Source organism: Variovorax sp. V15, from assembly GCF_041154425.1.
GTDB lineage: Bacteria > Pseudomonadota > Gammaproteobacteria > Burkholderiales > Burkholderiaceae_C > Variovorax > Variovorax guangxiensis.
Genome location: NZ_AP028659.1, coordinates 3,260,761 through 3,281,491 on the forward strand (window position 1 = coordinate 3,260,761; position 20,731 = coordinate 3,281,491).

At 68.2% G+C, this 20,731-nt stretch carries 19 protein-coding genes; 13 read left to right on the forward strand and 6 right to left on the reverse strand.

Annotation, left to right across the window (positions count from 1 at the left end; genetic code table 11):
- The first annotated feature begins 33 nt into the window (after positions 1–33).
- Entirely contained in the window at positions 34–891 is an 858-nt protein-coding gene (locus tag ACAM57_RS15440; RefSeq protein ID WP_369662261.1) for an NmrA family NAD(P)-binding protein, read from the forward strand.
- On the opposite strand, the gene ACAM57_RS15445 is transcribed toward ACAM57_RS15440, so the two are convergent.
- The gene (locus tag ACAM57_RS15445; RefSeq protein WP_369662444.1) at positions 888–1,778 is read right to left on the reverse strand and encodes a LysR substrate-binding domain-containing protein; all 891 of its coding nucleotides are present in this window, start codon (positions 1,776–1,778) and stop codon (positions 888–890) included. The genes ACAM57_RS15440 and ACAM57_RS15445 overlap by 4 nt on opposite strands.
- A 77-nt stretch (positions 1,779–1,855) precedes the next feature.
- Here ACAM57_RS15445 and ACAM57_RS15450 point away from each other — a divergent pair, with 77 nt between their 5' ends.
- Together ACAM57_RS15450 and ACAM57_RS15455 are read left to right on the forward strand one after the other, a co-directional pair.
- Positions 1,856–3,022, forward strand: a complete 1,167-nt coding sequence (locus ACAM57_RS15450; RefSeq protein WP_369662262.1) for an MFS transporter — start codon at positions 1,856–1,858, stop codon at positions 3,020–3,022.
- Positions 3,019–3,639 (forward strand): pyridoxamine 5'-phosphate oxidase family protein, encoded by a 621-nt coding sequence (locus tag ACAM57_RS15455; protein WP_184637771.1) that lies wholly within the window; start codon positions 3,019–3,021, stop codon positions 3,637–3,639. Before ACAM57_RS15450 ends, ACAM57_RS15455 begins: the two co-directional genes overlap by 4 nt.
- Before the next feature lie 70 nt (positions 3,640–3,709).
- Here the strand turns inward: ACAM57_RS15455 and ACAM57_RS15460 are convergent, their stop codons facing one another.
- The 3 genes from ACAM57_RS15460 to ACAM57_RS15470 all read right to left on the reverse strand — a co-directional run bounded on the left by ACAM57_RS15460 (position 3,710) and on the right by ACAM57_RS15470 (position 7,274).
- Entirely contained in the window at positions 3,710–3,871 is a 162-nt protein-coding gene (locus tag ACAM57_RS15460; protein ID WP_165909549.1) for an HHHH-motif protein, read from the reverse strand.
- Between the two features lie 166 nt (positions 3,872–4,037).
- Positions 4,038–5,336: an MFS transporter gene (locus ACAM57_RS15465; RefSeq protein WP_369662263.1), complete on the reverse strand. Its 1,299-nt coding sequence runs from the start codon at positions 5,334–5,336 to the stop codon at positions 4,038–4,040.
- Between the two features lie 78 nt (positions 5,337–5,414).
- The gene (locus ACAM57_RS15470; protein ID WP_369662264.1) at positions 5,415–7,274 is read right to left on the reverse strand and encodes a M48 family metallopeptidase; all 1,860 of its coding nucleotides are present in this window, start codon (positions 7,272–7,274) and stop codon (positions 5,415–5,417) included.
- A gap of 229 nt (positions 7,275–7,503) precedes the next feature.
- Here ACAM57_RS15470 and ACAM57_RS15475 point away from each other — a divergent pair, with 229 nt between their 5' ends.
- The 9 genes from ACAM57_RS15475 (at position 7,504) to ACAM57_RS15515 (ending at position 18,153) form a co-directional block, all read left to right on the forward strand.
- Positions 7,504–8,379, forward strand: a complete 876-nt coding sequence (locus tag ACAM57_RS15475) for a CmcJ/NvfI family oxidoreductase (RefSeq protein ID WP_369662265.1) — start codon at positions 7,504–7,506, stop codon at positions 8,377–8,379.
- A gap of 144 nt (positions 8,380–8,523) precedes the next feature.
- A complete protein-coding gene (locus tag ACAM57_RS15480) occupies positions 8,524–9,756 on the forward strand; it encodes a multidrug effflux MFS transporter (protein ID WP_184637778.1) in 1,233 nt (410 codons plus the stop codon).
- Entirely contained in the window at positions 9,756–11,237 is a 1,482-nt protein-coding gene (locus ACAM57_RS15485) for an MFS transporter (protein WP_369662266.1), read from the forward strand. The genes ACAM57_RS15480 and ACAM57_RS15485 overlap by 1 nt, the downstream gene beginning before the upstream one ends.
- A 20-nt stretch (positions 11,238–11,257) precedes the next feature.
- On the forward strand, positions 11,258–11,908 hold the full coding sequence (locus ACAM57_RS15490; protein WP_184637782.1) for a paraquat-inducible protein A: 651 nt from the start codon (positions 11,258–11,260) through the stop codon (positions 11,906–11,908).
- A gap of 107 nt (positions 11,909–12,015) precedes the next feature.
- Positions 12,016–12,687: a paraquat-inducible protein A gene (locus ACAM57_RS15495; RefSeq protein WP_260319303.1), complete on the forward strand. Its 672-nt coding sequence runs from the start codon at positions 12,016–12,018 to the stop codon at positions 12,685–12,687.
- Positions 12,684–14,336 carry an intermembrane transport protein PqiB gene (locus ACAM57_RS15500; protein WP_126020052.1) on the forward strand — a complete coding sequence of 551 codons (1,653 nt, stop codon included), beginning with the start codon at positions 12,684–12,686 and terminating at the stop codon, positions 14,334–14,336. Before ACAM57_RS15495 ends, ACAM57_RS15500 begins: the two co-directional genes overlap by 4 nt.
- Positions 14,333–14,971: a membrane integrity-associated transporter subunit PqiC gene (locus ACAM57_RS15505; RefSeq protein WP_369662267.1), complete on the forward strand. Its 639-nt coding sequence runs from the start codon at positions 14,333–14,335 to the stop codon at positions 14,969–14,971. The genes ACAM57_RS15500 and ACAM57_RS15505 overlap by 4 nt, the downstream gene beginning before the upstream one ends.
- Positions 14,972–15,032: 61 nt before the next feature.
- Positions 15,033–16,658, forward strand: a complete 1,626-nt coding sequence (locus ACAM57_RS15510; RefSeq protein WP_369662268.1) for an MFS transporter — start codon at positions 15,033–15,035, stop codon at positions 16,656–16,658.
- 13 nt (positions 16,659–16,671) lie between these two features.
- Positions 16,672–18,153 (forward strand): flavin-containing monooxygenase, encoded by a 1,482-nt coding sequence (locus ACAM57_RS15515; RefSeq protein ID WP_369662269.1) that lies wholly within the window; start codon positions 16,672–16,674, stop codon positions 18,151–18,153.
- A gap of 87 nt (positions 18,154–18,240) precedes the next feature.
- Here the strand turns inward: ACAM57_RS15515 and ACAM57_RS15520 are convergent, their stop codons facing one another.
- Positions 18,241–18,705 carry a hypothetical protein gene (locus ACAM57_RS15520; protein WP_369662270.1) on the reverse strand — a complete coding sequence of 155 codons (465 nt, stop codon included), beginning with the start codon at positions 18,703–18,705 and terminating at the stop codon, positions 18,241–18,243.
- A 290-nt stretch (positions 18,706–18,995) separates the two neighbouring features.
- A complete protein-coding gene (locus tag ACAM57_RS15525; RefSeq protein WP_369662271.1) occupies positions 18,996–19,526 on the reverse strand; it encodes an HD domain-containing protein in 531 nt (176 codons plus the stop codon).
- A gap of 110 nt (positions 19,527–19,636) precedes the next feature.
- On the opposite strand from ACAM57_RS15525, the gene ACAM57_RS15530 reads away from it, so the two are divergent.
- Positions 19,637–20,668: a hydroxyacid dehydrogenase gene (locus ACAM57_RS15530; RefSeq protein WP_369662272.1), complete on the forward strand. Its 1,032-nt coding sequence runs from the start codon at positions 19,637–19,639 to the stop codon at positions 20,666–20,668.
- Positions 20,669–20,731: the final 63 nt, after the last annotated feature.

The window sequence follows — 20,731 nt, forward strand, 5'->3', positions numbered from 1 at the left end:
AATCAATCGATCAAGTGAAGAAAAGGAAATCCCATGTACGCAATCACCGGAATCACCGGACAGGTCGGCGGCGCCGTCGCGCGTGCCTTGCTGGCAGAGGGCCAGCGCGTTCGCGCGGTCGTGCGCGACGAAGGCAAGGGCCTTGTCTGGGCCGGGCTCGGCTGCGAAGTGGCCGTCGCCGAGATGAACGATGCCGCCGCACTGGCGCGCGCCTTCGCCGGCACGGCCGGCGTCTTCGTGCTGCCGCCGCCGAACTTCGACCCCGAGCCGGGCTTTCCCGAGGTCAGGGCCGAGAACGCGGCGATACGCGAGGCGCTGGAAACCGCGCGGCCGCCGCGCGTGGTGTGCCTGTCGACCGTCGGTGCGCAGGCCGCGCAGCCCAATCTGCTGAGCCAGCGCACATTGCTGGAAGAGGCGCTGCGCACGCTGCCCTTCGCCGTCACCTTCCTGCGGCCCGCGTGGTTCCTGGAGAACCTGCGCTGGGACATCGCGCAGGCCCGCGAGCAGGGCCTGCTTTCCAGCTACCTGCAGCCGCTCGACCGTGCTGTGCCGATGGTGGCGACGGCCGACGTGGGCCGCGTCGCCGCCGAACTGCTGCTGCACGAGGGCGAACTGCCGCGTGTGGTCGAGCTCGAAGGGCCCCAGCGGCTGACGCAGCACGACATTGCCGCCGCGCTCACGCAGGTGCTGGGCCGTCCGGTGCACGCCGAAGCGGTGCCGCGCGAGAACTGGGGCGCGATCTTCCGCGCTCAGGGCATGCGCGACCCGGTGCCGCGCATCCAGATGCTCGATGGCTTCAATGAGGGATGGATCCGCTTCGAGAGCAACGATGCGAGCGTGCGCAAGGGCAGGGTGGGCGTGGCGGAGGTGATCCGCTCCCTTGCCGGCTAGGCAGCCTGCCGCGCCTGCATCTCTTCGAACCACTCGGCCACATAGCCCGCTTCCGGCGCAGCATCGGGCGCGAGGCCGTAGTAGTAGCGCTCCAGCGTCATGCGCAGCGTGGGCAGCGGCGACTCCAGGCGGCCCGAGGCGAGGTCGTGCGACACCAGCGATGTCGGCGCCAGCGCGATGCCCAGTCCGTCGACCGCCGCCTGCAGCACGAAGTGCAGGTGGTCGAACTGCAGCCGGCCCGCCGGTCGGGCGCGGGGGGCGCCGACCTGCTTCTTCCAGGCGTCCCAGTCGTCCTTGCGCGTGCGGGCCGAAAGCAGCACGTGCGAGGCGAGGGCGCGCAGGTCCGGCAGCGGGTGGGTCTTGAAGAGCGCAGGGGCCCCGACCACCAGCACTTCATCTTCGAGAAAGGGCTGCACCTCCATCGACGAGGGCCAGCCTTCCAGGCCCCGGCGCACCGCGATGTCGAAGCTGCCGATGGCCTCCTCGGGCATGACGGTGCTGGTGACGACCTGCGGCTCGATCTCCGGAAAGCGCTCGACGAAGGAGGGCAGGCGCGGAATGAGCCAGCGCACCGCGAAGGAGGGCCGCACGTTGATGCGCACGGCGCGCGCCGGTCCCTGCGACTGCAGCGCCCGCGCGGCGGCGTTGATCTGCGCGAGCGCCGGCTGCACCTCGGCGAAGAACTGCTGGCCCTCGGCCGTGAGAGCCACCTGCCGGATGCGCCGCTCGAAGAGCGCGATGCCCAGGAACTCCTCGAGGCTCTTGATCTGCCGGCTCACGGCGCTGTGCGTGACGTGCAGTTCGAGCGCCGCGCGCGTGAAGCTGAGGTGGCGTGCCGCGGCGGCGAAGGCGCGCACGGCGTTCAGGGGAGGCTCTCGAAGCGGCATGCGTGCGATTTTCTCACGCATGACGGTCGTTAATGTCGTTTGTCGGCGGGCGGCCGCCGCCTCACCATCGAGGCTCGATGTCACGCTCCGCACCCGCTCCCCAGACTTCCCCAACCGACCTGAATTCCCGCCATGCGGCGATGGCCCTCGGCCTCTCGCTGCCGGCCGACGTGGTGCTCTACCTGCTGCTGCCGATGTACGCCAGGGAGTTCGGCGTGACGCTGGCCGAGGCCGGCATGCTGCTTGCGGCCAACCGGCTGGTGCGCATCGCCGGTTACGGCTTCGTCGCCCGCTACTATGCCCGCAACGGCGACCGGCTGACCTGCACCATCGCGGTGGTGGCTGCTGCTGCGTGCGGCCTGGGCTACGCCACGCTCTCGGGCTTCTGGGCGCTGCTGCCGCTGCGGCTGATGTGGGGCCTGTGTTTCGCGGCGCTGAACCTGTCGACGCAGGCGCTGGCCACGGCCGATCCGGTGGGCGCCGCGCGGCGCAACGGGCGTTCTCGCGCCTTCATCGCGATGGGGCCGGTGCTCGCGCTGCCTCTGGGGGCGCTGCTGGCGCAGTGGACAGGGCCGCGCGCGATCTTCGGCGTCCTTGCGGTTTTCTCGCTGCTGGCGTGCTTCGTCACGCGGCGGCTGCCGGCGGCGCCGCATCCAGTGGCCAGGCCGGTGAAGCGCTTCAAGCTGCCCAACAGCCTCGACGGCTGGTCGTTCATGGAAGGGCTGGCGCTCGACGGGCTCTTCATCGTCGGTCTCTCCTACCTGGGCAAGGACCTGCTGCCGGGCGGCGCCGTGATCGTGGCCGGCGTGCTGATGGCGCTGCGCTATCTCGCGGAGATCCTGCTGAGCCCGGTCGGCGGGCGCATGGCCGAGCATTTCGGCGCCGAGCGCCTGCTGGTGAGCCTGTCGGTGGTCACCGCCATCGCGCTCATGGGCTTCGGCCTCGGCTGGCTGTGGAACTGCGCGGCGCTGATCGTGGTGCTGCGCGCCTTGCAACTGCCGCTGTTGCCGCCCATCGTGGCGCGACGCACGCCGGGGCCGGAGCGCGTGCAGGCGCTGGCGGCGCGCTCGGTGTGGCGCGACATCGGCGCCGGTGCCGGGCCGCTGATCGCGGGGCTGCTGCTGCCGGTCGCCTCGCCGCCCTGGATCTACGGCGTGGCCGCCTTGCTGCTTGCGCTCGCGGCGCTGGCCTGCGGCTGGGGCGCGTCGACACAATCGACCAACATCCAGCAAGGAAGTGCATGACGACCTCTCACGCCATCGGAACCGTCTCCCAGCTCGAAGCACTTTTCGGGGTGCCCGGCGACGCCTCACTCAAGAAGGAGGTGCCGTACCTGCACCCGAACTACCAGGCGCTGATCGCCGCTTCGCCCTTCGCGGTGCTCGCCACCATCGGCCCGGGCGGGCTCGATGCCTCTCCGCGCGGCGACCCGCCGGGGTTCGTCGTGGTACAGGACGAGAAGACGCTGCTGATGCCCGAGCGGCGCGGCAACAACCGCATCGACAGCCTGCGCAACATCGTGGCCGACCCGCGCGTGGCGCTGCTTTTCCTGATCCCGGGCGTGGGCGAGACGCTGCGGGTGAACGGCAGGGCGCAGATCTCGGTCGAGCCGGCGCTGTTGGAGCGCTTCGCCATGGAAGGCAAGCTGCCGCAATGCGTGATCCGCGTGACGGTGGAGACGGTGTTCTTCCAGTGCGCGCGGGCGATCCAGCGTTCGAGGCTGTGGGCGCCGCTGCCGGCGGATGCGAAGCGCGAGGTGCCGACGCCGGGCGCGATCCTGTCGGCGCTGACCGAATCCGCCTTCGACGGGGAAGCCTACGACCGGGAGCTGCCGGCGCGGCAGCGAGCGACGCTCTACTGAGCCGGCGCCATGACGAGAAAAGCCCGCGGAAGCGGGCTCTTTCCTGCGGTCCGTGGACCGATGGGGCGGATCAGCGCACCCAGTGGCAGACGCGGTGGTGATGGCGCGCGTCCCACTTGCACACCTTGTGCTTCTTGGGATGGTGGTACGGCGCGGCGGAGGCGGCCGGTGCCAGCAGGGCGAGGCCTGCGAAAGCGAGGATGCTGGAGAGGATGAAATGCTTGGTCTTCATGGCGTTCTTTCTAGGCAATGACATCGATGGACGGGAAATGCGTCGCTGAATGGGCGCCCTTGCAAAACGGCTGTGGGCAACATTCAGATGACGTTTGTGCTGCGCGGCGCGTGAAAAACCTCACCAACCGCGGCACATGGAATAGCGCCCGGGCAGCGTTGTTCGATCAGGCCCTTCCAGGCGATGCCGCCTGTTCGGTGCGCGCGTCGTGCCCGATGATCAGCACCAGCCCGACGGCCACCGCCGACAGCATCGCCAGGAAGAGCACCGCGTAGAAGTCGTTGCCCGTCCTGTCCTTCAGCGTGCCGAAGATGGTCGGGCCGATGTAGCCGCCCAGGTTGCCGATGGAGTTGATCCACGCGATGCCCGCCGCGGCGGCGGTACCGCTGAGGATGGCGGTGGGCAGCGTCCAGAAGGTGGGCAGGGCGCTGAAGATGCCGAAGGCGGCCAGCGTCACGGCGGCCATCTTCGGCACCGGCGCGGAGGTCTGGGCGGCCAGCACCAGGCCCAGGAAGATGCAGGCCAGCGGAATCAGCAGGAACCACTTGCGCTCCTTGCGCGCATCCGATGCCCGCGTCCAGAACAGCATGGCAATGGCGCCCACCAGGTACGGGAAGGCATTGATGAAGCCGATCTCCACGTTGCCCAGCCCGCCGAAGCCCTTGATGATCTGCGGCAGGAAGAAGCTCAGGCCGTACAGCGGCACCGTGATGCCCATGTAAACGAAGCCCAGGCCGATCACGCGCGGGTTCAGCAGCGACTGCTTCCACGAGATCTTGTTGATCGACTCGCGGTTGGCGCGCTCGGCGTCCAGCGTGCGCTGCAGCCAGTTGCGCTCCTCGTCGGTGAGCCACTTGGCGTCCTTCGGGCCGTCGGGCAGGTACATCAGCACGAAGAAGGTCAGCACCAGCGAGGGCACCGCCTCCAGGATGAACAGCCACTGCCAGCCGTGCATGCCGCCGATGCCGTCCATGTTGAGGATGTAGCCCGAGATGGGTGAGCCGATCACGGTGGAGATGGGTATGGCGAACATGAACCAGCCCACGATGCGCGCCCGGTACGCCGCCGGAAACCACAGCGTGATGTAGAAGATCACGCCAGGGAAGAAGCCGGCCTCGGCGATGCCCAGCAGGAAACGCACGACATTGAAGCTGGTCGAGCCGCCCACCCAGGCCTGCGCGGCCGAGAGGATGCCCCAGCTGAACATGATGCGGGCGATCCAGCGGCGCGCGCCGAAGCGCTCCAGCGCCATGTTGCTCGGCACCTCGAAGAGGAAGTAGGCCAGGAAGAAGATGCCGGCCGCGCTGCCGAACACGGCGGCGGTGAAGCCCAGGTCCTTGGACATGGCCGCGCCGGCGAAGCCGAGGTTCACGCGGTCGAGGTAGGCGATGAAGTAGCTCACCATCAGAAGCGGCAGCAGTCGCCAGCTGATCTTCGAGATGGTTCTCTGTTCGACGGGATTCATGGTTGGTTTGTCTCCTGTGTTGGATGGTTTTGTGGAGGCTGGTCGGAGGAAAGGGGGGAGCGGCCGCGGCCGCCGGCGTCACGCTTGTTGTTGCTGCTGTTGCTGGGCCCTCATGATCTGGTGGCGCCGCCAGTAGTGGCCGACGACGCCCTTGAAGTTCTCTTTCTGCTTGCCGAGGCCCGATAGCTTCACCTTGGTGGTGCGCGCGCCCAGCATGCCCTTGTCGTGGTGGGTGACGATGAGGGTGTCGCCGAAGCTGCCGTCCTTGTAGGTCAGGCTCTTGACCTCGTCCCACGAAATGGTGGAACCGCCGTCCGCGCTGGGGTGCATGCCCTCGTAGCTGATGTCGACGCGCTCGCCGTTCTTCAGCGCGAAGCCCACCGGCGGGAAGTGGCGCAGCACCACTGCGCGTTCTTCCTCCGTCGCCGGCTCGTAGCGGTAGGCCAGGCTCAGCTCGTGGTTCTGTACGAAGCGCTGCTCGTACTCGCTCCACAGGCGCTGCTCGATGGCGTGGGCGGTCTCGATCTCATCGGCCCACGAGGCCTGCGGCGCGGTCGCGACGATGCCGCCGTAGGCGCTCTCGGGCACGTGGTGGCCGACGTTGCGCATGCGCTCCAGCAGCGGCGGGTGGCTGTCGTAGGGGTGCGGCACGCCGGCCGTCTTCATCGCCTCGATGAATGCTTCGGAGTTGGCGTAGGGCGGCAGGCCGTCGGCGACGAAGCGGGCGATGCCGAGCGCGCCGTCGTGCTCGCGGTCCTGCTCGAAGAGCTTCTGCTCCACGTCGTTGCGGTAGCTCGCGTAGGCCGAGATCTTGATGAGCGACTGCACGATCGCGTGCGGCGCCGTGAGGCCGGCGGCCACGCGGTCGGCCCTGTACTCGCGCTCGCGGCTGTCGCGGGCCAGCGCGAAGGCGAAGATCATGCGGTACAGCCGCAGCAGGTAGTGCGCCACGATGGTGAGGCCGCCGCTTCGCATCTTCCAGGTGTACTGGTCGAACTGCAGCAGCTTGGGGCCCAGCGCCGCGCTGCTGCGGGTGTCGCCGCCGCCCAGGTGGGCGAGCTCGTGCGCGAGCACTGCGTCGGCCTCGGTCTGGTCGAGCACGCGCAAGAGCGGCAGGCTCACGAAGAGCGTGCGGCCCTGCAGGGTGCGGCCCTTGACTTCGCAGGGAGCCTCGGTCACGAAGAAGTTGGTGTCGATGCCGGCCACGATCTGGTCGGGCGGCGCCGTCTTCACGCGGCCGGCGAGCTGGCGGATGCGCTCCCACAGGCGCGGCGCGTCGGCCTGCGAGACCAGCTCGCCCTCGATCTCGTTGCCCGAAGGCAGCTTCTTGAACAGCGTGTAGATCGCATAGAACACCGCCGCGCCCGCTGCGATGCCCGCCAGCGCGATGAGCTTGACGTAGTAGCTGTGCCAGAAGTACGCGGTGAGCCAGAACGACAGCCATACCAGCATCGCGCTCTGCAGCACCACCTCGACCGCGCACGACACCGTCATGAGCCGCCAGCCCGCGACGAAGCTGGCGTAGCGCAGGCCCCGGTTGGCGAAGGCCAGTGCGCCCAGCACCAGCGCCGCGGCGAGCAGCGCGGCGCCGAGCACGATGGTCCAGATGGCGGCGCGGTCGGCCCAGTGGAACTGCCACTGCATCGAATAGGGGCTGCACACCTTGTCGTGGAAGTTCCTGTCTTCGGGGGCGGTGGCGTCGCAGGCCCTGGAGAGCTGGTGGGTGCGGTAGAACGCGGTGGCTTCGGCCTTGTCCGCGGCGGACAGCCTCGCATCCTTGGCGATGCGGTTTTCCATCGCCTGCAGGAACTCCGCGTCCTGCGAGCGCAGCGCGTATTCGGTGAAAGCGAGCGTCGCCGCCGGAATGGCGAAAAGCGACACGAGCGTGAGGACGAACACGCGCAAGAGGTCGGCGTGAACCGTGCGGGCGAGGGCCATGGGCGATCTTCTCCTGGATGACGAATGCTGCGAGTTGTTATGGACTGTCCGGGAAGCCGATAGCGTAGCGGGCACGGCGCATGCAGTGAAGCCGGGTGCTGCGTCAAGCGCGACAGGGCACCACCTGCCGCCGAATATGGTTATCTCCTTTGTTTCGTTCCGCGCGCGATGGCACGGGTATAGCCTCTGCGTTCGCTTGCAGAGGAACCGTTTCGAGGAGTCACGTCGCATGAGCGTTGGGTCCAATGGACAGATGCTGGCCGCCAACCTGCCTTCGGTGGAGGCCGAGCTCAACTACCTGAAGGCGGGCCAGGGCCGGCCCGTGAGCTACACATTCGAGCCTCCGTCCGGCACGCCCTGGGTGACCGGCGAACTGGAAGCGCGCCGCGTGACCATCCGCGACGGCCGCCCGCTGGTGGCGCTGAACGAGCTGACGCTCGACCGCAGTGGCTTCACGCAGATCTCGCACCGCAGCGTGCTCGCCGATTTCTCGCAGGATGCCGCGATCCGCGACATCTACTACCGCGAGGCCGAGGCGCTGCTGCGCGACGTGACCGGCGCCGAGAAGATCGTCGTGTTCGACCACACGCTGCGCGACAGCGCGCAGGGCTCGCGCCGCACGGCCGAGCTGCGCGAGCCGGTGCGCCGCGTGCACAACGACCAGACCTTCGTCTCCGCGCCGCGCCGCGTGCGCGACCACCTGCCGCCGGAAGAGGCCGAGGAGCGGCTGAAGAACCGCTTCGCGATCGTCAACCTGTGGCGCCCGCTGGCCACGGTGGAGCGCCTGCCGCTGGCACTGTGCGACGCGCGTTCCATCTCGTCGAACGACCTCGTGCCCAGCGACCTCGTCTATCCCGACAAGGTGGGCGAGACCTGGTCCTTTACCTGGAATCCGGAGCACCGCTGGTACTGGTTCCCGAGGCTTCGACCCGACGAGGCGCTGCTGCTGAAGATCTACGACTCGCTCGAGCAGGGCGTGGCGCGTTACACCGCGCACACCGCCTTCGAGGACCCGACGGGTTCGCAGGAGGCGCCGCCGCGGCGCAGCATCGAACTGCGCGCGCTGGTGTTCTGGCCCGCGGGCAAGCCGCCGCAAGGCAAGTAGCAGTAAGACGAAACGGCTCATGCACGCTGTGTTCTACAGCGCTGTGCCCGCGCGATTCTTTGCCAGGAATTAGCAAGGGCAGGGCGCACGCCGGCACAGACCCCACGCCTGCAGCGATTGCCGTGCTTCGCGACAATCGCTGCAATGCGTTCTTCCCCCTTCTTCAAGATGGCCCTGCTGCTGGGCCTGCTCTCGGCCATCGGGCCATTCGCCATCGACATGTACCTGCCGGCGCTGCCCGCCATCGGACAGAGCCTGCACGCCGACATCGGCGCGGTGCAGATGAGCCTCACGGCCTTCTTCCTTTCACTCGGCGCGGGGCAACTGCTCTACGGGCCGATCTCCGACATGGTGGGCCGCAAGCCGCCGCTGTACGCAGGGCTGTTGCTGTTCGCACTCGCCAGCATCGGCTGCGCGCTGGCGACCGACATCCAGACGCTGATCGTGCTGCGCTTCATCCAGGGCCTGGGCGCCGCGGCCGGCATGGCGATTCCGCGCGCGGTGGTGCGCGACCTGCACACGGGCACCGATGCGGCGCGGCTGATGTCGCTGCTGATGCTGGTGTTCAGCGTGTCGCCGATCCTCGCGCCGCTGGCAGGCAGCGCGGTCATCGCTTTTTCCGGCTGGCGCGGCGTGTTCTGGGCCGTGACTGTCGCGGCCGTGGCGGGCCTGGCCATGATGGTGAAGCTGCTCGACGAGACCCGTCCGGCATCGGAGCGCGTCGAAAGCAGCCTCGGCAGCGCGCTCTCGGCCTACTGGCTGCTGCTGCGCGACACGCACTACCTCGGGCTGGTGTTCATCGGCAGCTTCGCGATGGCGGGCTTCTTCACCTACCTCGCGAACTCCTCGTTCGTGATGATCGACCACTACGGCCTCTCGCCCGCGCTCTACAGCGTGGCCTTCGGCGTGAACGCTGCCGCCTTCATCGGCGCCTCGCAGTTCACCGGCACGCTGGGCGAGCGCTACGGGCTGGTCAATCTCGTCAAGTTCGGCGTGGTGTGCTGCGGCGCCGCGATGATCGCGATGTTCGCCTACTTCGCGATGGGCGGCGACAGCATCTGGGTGCTGATCGTCCTGTACTTCATTGCCTCGGGCTTCATGGGCCTGGTGATCCCGACCACCGGCGTGCTCGCGCTGGAGATGCACGGCGCCATCGCGGGCACGGCCTCGGCGCTGCTGGGCACGCTGCAGATGCTCACCGGTGCGCTGGCCATGGCGGTGGTGGGCCTCTTCACCGACGGCAGGCCGCTGCCGATGGTGGCCGGCATGGCCGGCGGCGCGCTCATCGCGCTGGTGCTGACCTGGCTCACGCTGGGCGGCGTGCGCTCGGAGCCCACGGGCAAGGCAGCCAAGACAGGAAGGACACAGCAAGCCTGATGAACACGGTACGCGCAGGCGCCGCGCTCCCGGCCGCCGAAGACAACGACAATGGCGACAACCGCGGCGGCAACGCGGGGCCCCGGCCCGTCGACGGGCTGTCCCAGCCGGAGCGCGGCTGGGCGATGCTGGTCATCATCCTCGGGCTGATCGTGGCGGTGCTCGACGGCACCATCGTCAACCTGGCGCTGCCGGGCATCGCGCGCGAGCTCAACGCCAGCCCCTCGCAGTCGATCTGGGTGGTCAACGCCTACCAGATCGCCACGCTGGTAATGCTGCTGCCGCTGGCCTCGCTGGGCGATCTCGTGGGCTACCGGCGCGTGTACCTGGTCGGCATGGCGGTGTTCACACTGTCTTCGCTGGCTGCCACTTTTGCCAACTCGCTGGGCACGCTGATCGCGGCGCGCGCGTTCCAAGGCCTGGGCGCGGCCGGCATCATGAGCGTGAACGCGGCGCTGGTACGGCTTACCTACCCGTCGTCGCAGCTGGGCAAGGGCATGGCGATCAATTCGCTGGTGGTGGCCACTTCTTCTTTGGCGGGGCCTTCGGTGGCGGCGGCCATCCTGTCGGTGGCTTCCTGGCCCTGGCTCTTCGCCATCAACGTTCCGCTGGGCCTCGTCACCTTCGCGCTGGGCATGAAGGCGCTGCCCTTCAACCGCGTGCCGCCGGCTGCGGGGCTGCGCTTCTCGCCGGTGGATGTGGCGCTCAACGTGCTGATGTTCTCGCTGGTGTTCCTGGGCGTGGACCGGCTCGGCGTGCGCGAGGGCGCGGTTCAGGGCGGCGGCTCGCAGGCCTCGGCCTGGGGCATCCTGCTGGCGGGCCTTGTGGTGGGCTTCATCTACCTGCGCCGCCAGCGCAGGGAAGCGGTGCCGCTTTTCCCGATCGACCTGCTGCGCATTCCGGTGTTCGCGCTGTCGATGAGCACCTCGGTGGCCGCCTTCTGCGCGCAGATGCTGGCCTACATCGCGCTGCCTTTCCTGCTGCTGGAGGTGTACGGGCGCAGCCACATCGAGGCGGGCCTGCTCATCACTGCGTGGCCGCTGGCCATCGTGGTGATGGCGCCTATCGCAGGGCGGCTGATCGGCCGGTACCCCGACGGGCTGCTGGGCGGCATCGGACTGGGCCTGCTGGCCACGGGCCTGGTCCTGCTGGCGGCGCTGCCGGCGCATCCGGGCAATGCCGACATCGCCTGGCGCATGGCGCTGTGCGGGCTTGGCTTCGGGCTGTTCCAGTCGCCGAACAACCACACCATCGTGACCTCGCCGCCGGCGCACCGCAGTGGTGCGGCCAGCGGCATGCTGGGCACGGCACGGCTCACCGGGCAGACGCTGGGCGCCGTGGTGCTGGCGGGCGTCTTCAGCATCTGGAGCCCGCACGGGGGCCACGGGCCGGTGGTCGCGCTGGTGCTGGCCGCCAGTTTTGCCGCGGTGGCGGCGGTTTTCAGCAGCCTGCGGCTCAAGACGACAAGCCACGGCGGCTGAATGAGTTAGGGTACTCACCCATGACGGAAGTACCTGAAACCGTGGTTTGCCCGGGTTGCGATGCGGTCTACGGCCGCACGCCCCTGCGCCCGCGCGACGTGGCGCGCTGCCCGCGCTGCGGCACCGAGCTCGACCGGCACCCGGGCGAGCAGGAGCGCCGGATCCTTCCTCTGACGGTGGCCTGCCTCATCATGTTCGCCATCGCGAACCTGTTTCCCATCGTCGAGATCGAGCTGCAGGGCCTGCGCAGCCAGACCACGCTGGCCGGCGCGGTGGTCGCACTGAGCGCCGAAGGCATGTCGGTGGTGGCGCTGCTGGTGCTGGCCACGACCATCCTCTTTCCCTTCCTGCAGCTTTGCATCCTGGCGTACCTGCTGGTTCCGCTGAGCCGCGAGCACCGGCCCGTGGGCTTCGCACTGCTGGTGCGGGCGATGCAGTCGCTGCGGCCCTGGGGAATGATCGAAGTGTTCCTGCTCGGCGTTCTCGTGGCCATCGTCAAGCTTTCGAGCATGGCGACCGTGGTGCCGGGGCCGGCGCTGTGGGCCTTCATGGCGCTCACGGTGATGCTGACGGCGGTGCTGTCCTTCGACCCGGGTGCGTTCTGGGGAATGGCGTTCAGGCCGAAGGGCGAGGAACCTGGTGAAGAAGAGAAGGGTGGAGCATCGGCATGAAGAAGCTGCAGGGCCACCTCCGGCAGCGCCTCGGCAGCCTTGCGGCTTACGGCGAGCATTACCACCACGAACACGAGGCGGATGCGAAGGTTCCCACCGCCGCCTCGATGGGCTACATGGCCTGCCGCCATTGCGGCGCCGTCTGGAAAGACGCCGAGGAGGGCGAACCCTGCGGCCGCTGCGGCACGCACCTGCATACGCGCAAGCCGCAGAGCCTGAAGCTCACATGGGCCTTCCTGATCGCGGCCTGCATGATGTACATCCCGGCCAACCTGCTGCCGGTGATGATCACGCGCACGCTGTTCGGCACGCAGAACGACACCATCCTGAGCGGGGTGATCTATTTCTGGGTGTCCGGCGCCTACGGGCTGGCCGCCATCGTCTTCATCGCGAGCTTCCTGGTGCCGCTGTTCAAGCTCGCGGTGCTGCTGCTGCTCGTGGTGCTGGCTCAGCGCGGCAGCACCTGGCGGCGGCGCGAGCGGGCGAAGCTTTATCACATCATCGAGATCATCGGCCGGTGGTCGATGCTCGACGTGTTCGTGGTGTCGCTGCTGACCGGGCTGGTGCAGATCCAGGGCTTCGCGGTCATCACCGCGGGCGTGGGCATCGCGGCCTTCGGCTCGGTGGTGGTGCTGACCATGCTGGCCTCGCTGAGCTTCGACCCGAAGCTCACCTGGGACAGCAGGGAGGACCAGGCCATCCTGCAGGACCACGAAGAAGGCGCACAGCGCGAGCAACGTCTGCAGGGACATGAAAACAGGGACGAGAAACCAGCATGAGTGAAGAAGACCGACCCCAGGACAAACCGGAGCCATCCGGCCAGCCTCCGCTGCCGAAGCCGCGCGTGGTGCGCCGCCGCGAATGGCTGCCGTCGCTGATCTGGCTGATTCCCATCGTGGCCGCGCTGGTGGGCATCACGCTGGTGGCGCGCATCATCATGGAGCGTGGCCCGGAGGTGGTGCTGACCTTCAAGACCGCCGAGGGCCTGGAGGCCGGCAAGACCGCCGTGAAGTACAAGGACGTGCAGATCGGCCTGGTCACCAGCCTGCGCCTGGCGCGCGACCGCTCTCATGTGCGCGTGCTGGTGCAGTTCAACAAGGACGCGCAGAGCTTCACCGCCTCCGACTCGCGTTTCTGGGTGGTGCGCCCGCGGCTGGACACCTCGGGCATCTCGGGGCTCAACACGCTGCTGTCGGGCGCCTACATCGGCGCCGACGCGGGCGTGTCGCAGGAAACGGCGGGCGAGTTCACCGGGCTGGAGACGCCGCCCACCGTCACGCGCGACGACTCGGGCAAGCAGTTCCTGCTGCGTGCCAACGACGTGGGCTCGCTCGACGTGGGCTCGCCCGTGTACTTCCGCCGCATCAAGGTAGGGCAGGTGGCGGCCTACGAGCTCGACGGCGACGGGCGCGGCGTGACGCTGCGCGTCTTCATCAATGCGCCGTACGACAAGTTCGTGGGCATGAACACGCGCTTCTGGCAGGCCAGCGGCATTGACGCGCAGCTCAGCGCCAGCGGCTTCACGCTGCGCACGCAGTCGCTGGCGACCATCCTGCTCGGAGGCATAGCCTTCCAGGCGCCCGACGACGCGATGGGACCGGTGGCCAAGGAGAACGCCTCCTTCACGCTGGCGCAGGACGAGACCACGGCCATGAAGGAGCCCGACGGGCCCTCGCAGACCCTGCTGATGTACTTCAACCAGTCGCTGCGCGGCCTGACGCCGGGTGCGCCGGTGGACTTCCGCGGCGTGGTGATCGGCGAGGTGAAGTCGATCGGCGTGGAGTTCGACCGCGCCGAGCGCGAGTTCCGCATGCCGGTGCTGGTGCAGGTCTACCCCGACCGCCTGCGCCGCCGCGCGGGCGAGAGCGGCACCGAGTCGCGCTCCACCCAGCAGGAGCGGCTGCGCTTCCTGGCGGAGAAGGGCCTGCGCGCCCAGCTGCGCAACGGCAACCTGCTGACCGGGCAGGTCTACGTGGCGCTCGACTTCTTCCCGAAGGCGCCGCCGGCGAAGATCGACTTAGCGAAGAACCCGATCGAACTGCCTACCGTGCCCAACAGCCTCGACGAGATCCAGTCGCAGGTTCAGGAGATCGCGACCAAGCTCAACAAGGTGCCCTACGAGCAGATCGCGGGCGACCTGCGCACCACGCTCGCTTCGCTCAACAAGACGCTCACGGCCGCCGAGCAGACGGTGAAGCGCATCAACAACGACGTCACGCCCGAGCTGGCCGCGGCCATGAAGGACGTGCGCAAGACCGTGAACACGGCCGAACGCACGCTGGCCGACGACTCGCCGCTGCAGCAGGACATGCGCCAGACGCTGCAGGAGCTCACGCGCGCCGCCGGCTCGGTGCGCGTGCTGACCGACTACCTCGAGCGCCATCCCGAATCGCTGCTGCGCGGCAAACCGGACGACAACAAGAAATGAAGAAGAACCACTTTTCATCGATGGCCGTGGCGGCGGCGGCCGCAGCGCTGGCGGTGCTCGCGGGCTGCGCGAGCAAGCCCGACAGCTACTACACGCTGGCAAGCCCGGTGGCCGCAGCCGATGCCGCGCCTTCGACGCTCGGCAGCGCCGCGCCGCTCTACATCGAGCTTGCGCCGGTGGCCGTTCCCGAGCGCTTCGCACGGCCGCAGATGGTCGTGCGCCAGCCCAACGGCAGCGTGCAGGTCGAGGTGCTGGAGCAGCACCGCTGGGCCTCGTCCTTCGAGAACGAGCTGCGCGACGCGCTGGCCAGCGGCATCGCCGGCCGGCTCGGCGCGCTCGACGTGACCAAGGGCGGTCGGCAGAGTTCGCAGCCGGTGTGGCGCATCGCGGTGCAGCTGCGGCAGTTCGACGCGGTCGAGGGCGGCCGCGTGGACGCGAATTTCAGCTGGACGCTGCGGCGCTCGGACGAGGCGCGCACCGTGGTCTGCCAGTTGAGCCTCGGCGAGGCGGTGGGCAGCGGAATGGACGCGGTGGCGCAGGGGGCACAGCGCGTGACCTCGGCGGTGGCCGCCGCGATGGCGCGCAGCGTGAGCGCGGCGCGGGCGAATCCGTCGGCGACCGCCTGCGCGACCTGAGTTTTCTTCTCTCCCCTTGAAGGGGCAGTGCGAGACCGGAATCCCATGAAAAGGAGACCCCATGGCACAGATCGGCAAGGCGCCCTGCGACGAGACGCTGATTCTTCATGGCCTTCATGGCTCCCGCGCGGGAGAGGGCGAAGGGAGCGACTGTCCTGAAGCCGCCAGGCCATGGGTGCTGGCCGCGGCCATCGTGGGCTCGAGCATGGCCTTCATCGACGGCACGGTGGTCAACGTGGCGCTGCCGGCCATCCAGTCCGACCTGCGCGCAACAGCCTTCCAGGCGCAATGGGTGGTCGAGTCGTATGCCTTGCTGCTGGCGGCGCTGCTGCTGGTGGGCGGGGCGCTGGGCGATCACTACGGCCGGCGGCGCATCTTCGCGATAGGCGTCGGCATCTTCGCGCTGTCGTCGGTGGCGTGCGCGCTCGCGGGCAATGTGCAGCAACTCATCGCGGCGCGGGCGGTGCAGGGCGTGGGCGGCGCGCTGCTGGTGCCGGGCAGCCTGGCGCTCATCAGCGCGGCCTATCCGGAGAAGGAGCGCGGCAAGGCCATCGGCACATGGTCGGGCTTCAGCGGCATCACGGCGGCGGTGGGGCCGGTGCTGGGCGGCTTCCTGGTCGATCATTTCTCGTGGACCTGGGCTTTCCTCATCAATGTGCCGATGGCGCTGCTGGTGCTGTGGATCGTGTGGCGCCACGTGCCCGAGAGCCGAGGCGCTTCCGCCAGCGGCGGGCTCGACCTGTGGGGCGCGCTGCTGGCGACGGCCGGGCTCGGCGGCATCGTCTACGCCTTCATCGAGGCGCCGACGCAGGGCTGGGGTTCGGCGGCGGTGCTTGCGGCGCTCGCAATCGGCGTGCTGGGCAGCGTTGCGTTCTTCGTCGCCGAGCGCAAGGCGCGCACGCCGATGCTGCCGCTGGAGCTGCTGCGCATCGGCAACTTCAGCGGCGCCAACCTGCTGACGCTGCTGCTTTACGCGGCGCTGGGCGGCGGGCTGTATTTCTTTCCGCTCAACCTGATCCAGGTGCAGGGCTACTCGGCCACGGTGGCGGGAGCGGCGCTGCTGCCGTTCATCTTCATCATGTTCGCGCTCTCGGGCTGGGCCGGGCAGCTGGTCGACCGCTTCGGGCCGCGCATGCCGCTGGTGATCGGGCCGGCGATTGCCGCCGTGGGTTTCGCGCTGTTCGCGCTGCCGGGCGTGGGCGCGAGCTACTGGAGCGGCTTCCTGCCGGCCGTGGTGGTGCTGGGCTTCGGCATGACGGTGACGGTGGCGCCGCTGACGACCACGGTGATGAACGCGGTCGGCGCAGACCTGGCGGGCGTGGCCTCTGGCGTGAACAACGCGGTGTCGCGCGCGGCTGCGGTGCTGGCGATCGCGGTGTTCGGCGCGCTCATGGCCTGGGCCTTCGACACCGCGTTGGCCGGGCATCTGCGCGAGATGGACGCGACGGCGCAACTGACGGCATTTCTCGAAGGCGAGCGCAGCAAGCTGGCGGGCGCGGCGATCCCTCCGGGCGCGGACGCGGCCACTGCGGCAGCCGTGAAACGCGCGGTGGCCGAATCCTTCGTCGCGGGCTTTCGCTGGGTGATGCTGTCGAGCGCGGCGCTGGCCGTGCTCAGCGCATTGAGCGCGTGGCTGATGATCCGGAGCACTCCACCGGCGGCAGGAGGCACGGACGGCAAGAAGTGAAAGGGCACGACCGATGCGGGAAGAGAGCGAGCAACAGCAGCACTTCGATGTACTGATCGTCGGCGCCGGCCTCTCGGGCATCGGTGCCGGCTACCACCTGCAGAAGCACTGCCCGGGCCGCAGCTACGCGATCCTCGAAGGGCGTGAGCGCAGCGGCGGCACCTGGGACCTGTTCCGTTATCCGGGCGTGCGTTCGGACTCCGACATGTACACGCTGGGCTATTCGTTCCGGCCGTGGACGCAGGCGAAGTCCATCGCGGACGGGCCGTCGATCCTGAACTACCTGCGCGAGACGGCGGCGCAGCACGGCATCGACCGCAGGATCCGCTTCAACCACCGCGTGGTGCGCGCCTCGTGGTCGACGCCGGAGGCCTGCTGGAGCGTGGACGTGGAGCGCGGCCCCGAGCGGCTTCCGCTGCGCCTGCGCTGCAACTTTCTCTTCCTGTGCAGCGGCTACTACAGGTACGACGCGGGCTACACGCCCGACTTCGCGGGCATCGGCAACTACACGGGCCGCATCGTCCATCCGCAGCACTGGCCCCAGGACCTGGACTACGGCGGCAAGCGCGTGGTCGTCATCGGCAGCGGCGCGACCGCGATGACGCTGGTGCCCGCGATGGCGAAGACGGCCGGCCACGTGACTCTGCTGCAGCGCTCGCCTACCTACGTCGTCGCGCGCCCGGCGCAGGACCCGATCGCGCGAAGGCTGCGCGGCATCTTCCCGGCCGGGCTGGCCTACGGCCTCACGCGCTGGAAGAACGTGCTGCTGTCGATGTACTTTTTCCGCCTCGCCCGGCGCAAGCCCGACTACGCGAAGAAGATGATCCTCGGCGGCGTACGGCAGGCGCTCGGCCCCGGCTACGACATCGCCACGCATTTCACGCCGCGCTACAACCCGTGGGACCAGCGCCTTTGCCTGGTTCCCGACGGCGACCTGTTCGCGGCCATCAGGGCAGGGCGCGCTTCGATGGTCACCGACCACGTCGACACCTTCACGCCGGGCGGCATCAGGCTGAAGTCGGGCAGGGAGCTGGAGGCCGACGTGGTGGTCACCGCCACCGGGCTGGAACTGCAGGTGCTCGGTGGCGTGCAGCTCGAGGTGGACGGCCGTCGCGTGGAACCGGCCGCGACCTTCAGCTACAAGGGAATGATGTACAGCGACGTGCCCAACCTGGCCTCGTCGTTCGGCTACACCAACGCCTCGTGGACGCTCAGGAGCGACCTGACCTGCGTGTATGTCTGCCGGGTGCTCAACCACATGGAGAAGCAAGGCTGGAGGCAATGCACGCCGCGCAACACAGACCCGGCGCTGGCGCCCGAGCCCTGGCTCGACTTCTCTTCGGGCTATGTGCAGCGCGCGGTGGACAGGTTTCCGAAGCAGGGCTCGCGCGCGCCGTGGCGCGTGTACCAGAACTACGCGCGCGATCTGGTGAGCCTGCGCTTCGGTTCGGTGGACGACGGGGTGATGGAGTTCACGAATCGGCGTGCTGGTTAGCTATTGCCGGAGTTCGAGGAAAACGAACTTGGAATTCATATGGCGTCATGCGCCAGCTGACATCACACCGTCGGCCGTGGGCTGCCCTTACTCGAACTTGCGAGACTCAAACGAACGGCGTGTAGGGCTGTTGAGGCTGCACGTAGATTCTTTTTCGTAGACGGTGGGGACTTTGGTGCCGCCTTCGATCGTTTTCTCGATGTGCGCGACGCTGCCCATATAGATCGCCGCGCGGCTGAACAGGTGGGCTTTCCATCCATCCGGGTGAATCACGGTGATGTGGAAGTAGTCCTGCCCCCTGAAAGTCTGACGTTGGTGGAAGCCCAGTTCCACTGTGACCTTGAGCCTGTCGCTCAATACGGCAACGGCCAATTCGTGCAGTTCGACTGCGTGCCCATTGGCAATTTCTCTGTCCGCCCATGTATTCAGCATGGCGGTTATCTGCTGGTAGCTGGCATCGCCCAGGGTGTTGTATGTGTCCTCATACCAATCGCCATGTTTTGCCCTGAGTCCATCGATGTTGTCCCAGTTTTCTGCAAACACAATGCCCATTTAGCCCTCCAGTTCGATTGATTGCGTTACTGAAATGGATGTACCCGACTTCTTCCGGATGCGTGCCCGGGGTAGGGGGGGCTGCCAGCAACCTGACCCCTTTCTGGCTTTCCGGAGAACTGAAGTCGGTGCACTGTGGCGTCCATTCGGGCACCAATCAATTTCGCACCATTACAGGCTCGGGCTGGCCGGCGCAGGGCGCGTGGCCCGTCTGTCCGGACCACGACGAGCGCCTTGCCCTCGAAAGATCGCTCGCCTGTCTGGGGCGAACCAACCGGGCGCGGCCCTTGTCAGGGCGTCGCTGCTGGCGCGCAAGAGGGCGAGAGCAGCGTGTCGAGCTCGATCCACAACGCATCGCATTGCCCAGCCCTGAACGCAGCTGCCCTGAAGGTCGGGTGCTCGCCGTGGTACGTGTCCCACAGCGCGCGCTGGCCATCGGCCACGCATGCGCGCACGTTGGCCAGCCGGTCGGCGGCCTTCACCAGCAGCGCGAGTTCCTCGTCGCCTTTCACCTCGGCCAGCGCCGCATAGGTTCTGGCCTTGCGCTCCTTGCGGTTGGCGCCGGGCGCATCGGTCAGCAGCGCGACGCAGGAAGCGACCAGGTCGCCGAAGCGCGAGCGCACGTCCGCCACCGTCGCTGCCGTGTCCTCGACCACGTCGTGCAGGTAGCCGACGATGCGCGCCTTGTCGCCGTAGGGCTGGAGCAGGGCGGCGACGGCGTCGAGGTGGTGCACGTACGGATGGATGCCGTATTTCTGGTCACCATGCATTTCGACGGCGTAAGCGCGAGCGGCGTCGGGTGTCTGCGAGGTTATGGTCATGCTGCGTCCTGTTGATTTTTCCATTCTGCCTTCGTGGCGGCGCACGGTCCTGGCGCTTGCAGCAGCATGATGCTCGCGGCCAGTCTTTCTTCCCGAACAGAAGTTTTTTCATGACCACGGTTTTCGTCAGCCATCCGCCAGCCAAGCTGGCCAACTACTTCGGCGACCGCGCCACCGCCGCCCTTCGGGCCATCGCGCAGGTTCGCCTCAATCCCAGCGACGCCGAACTTTCCTCGCGCGAGCTCGCCGATCTGGCGCAGGACTGCGACGCGATCATTTCCTACCGCCAGACGGTGGGCGACGAGGCGCTGTTCGCGGCGCTGCCACAACTCAAGGCCTTCGTACGCTGCGCCATCGACATCCGCAACATCGACGTGGCTTCCGCCAGCCGGCATGGCGTGCTGGTGACGCAGGCGAGCGCAGGGTTCATCACCTCGGTGTCGGAGTGGATCGTAGGCGCGATGATCGATCTGGGCCGGGGCATCAGTGCCTCCGCCGCGAGCTACCACGCGGGCCGCCCGCCGCCGCCCGCGATGGGGCGCGAACTGCGCGGCAGCACGCTGGGCGTGATCGGCTACGGGCAGATCAGCCGGTACCTCTGCGATGTCGCGCTGGCGCTGAACATGCGCATCGTCGTGCACGACCCGTACACGGCTACCGATCGAGCGGAGTTCGAGCAGGTGAGCTTCGAGGCGCTGCTGGCGCAATCGGACTTCGTGGTCTGCCTCGCGCCCGCCACCGAGGCGACCGAGAACATGATGAATGCCCGGGCGTTCGCCGCGATGCAGCCCCACGCCTTCTTCATCAATGCCTCGCGCGGAAACCTGGTGGATGAGCGTGCGCTGCTAGCGGCGCTGGATGCGGGCGTGATCGCTGGATGCGCGCTCGACGTGGGCCGCGCACCCGACCAGATGCCTTCGCCGGACGTGGCGGCGCATCCGCGCGTGATCGCCACGCCCCACATCGGCGGGCTCACGCCGCCGGCGGTGGAGCACCAGGCGATGGAAACCGTGTCGCAACTCGCGGAGATCTTCCAGGGCAGGGCGCCGAAGGGCGCGGTCAATGCGGCCGAGGCCTATCGCTGGCGGAAGGCCTTCGGGGCAGGCGCCTCGAAAGCCGGGTCCATGGGAACTTCCCGCTGACAGGCGTCGCACGGGTTGACAGGGGGCCTGCGACGCCTGGATACTGAACTATCAGGTTCATCG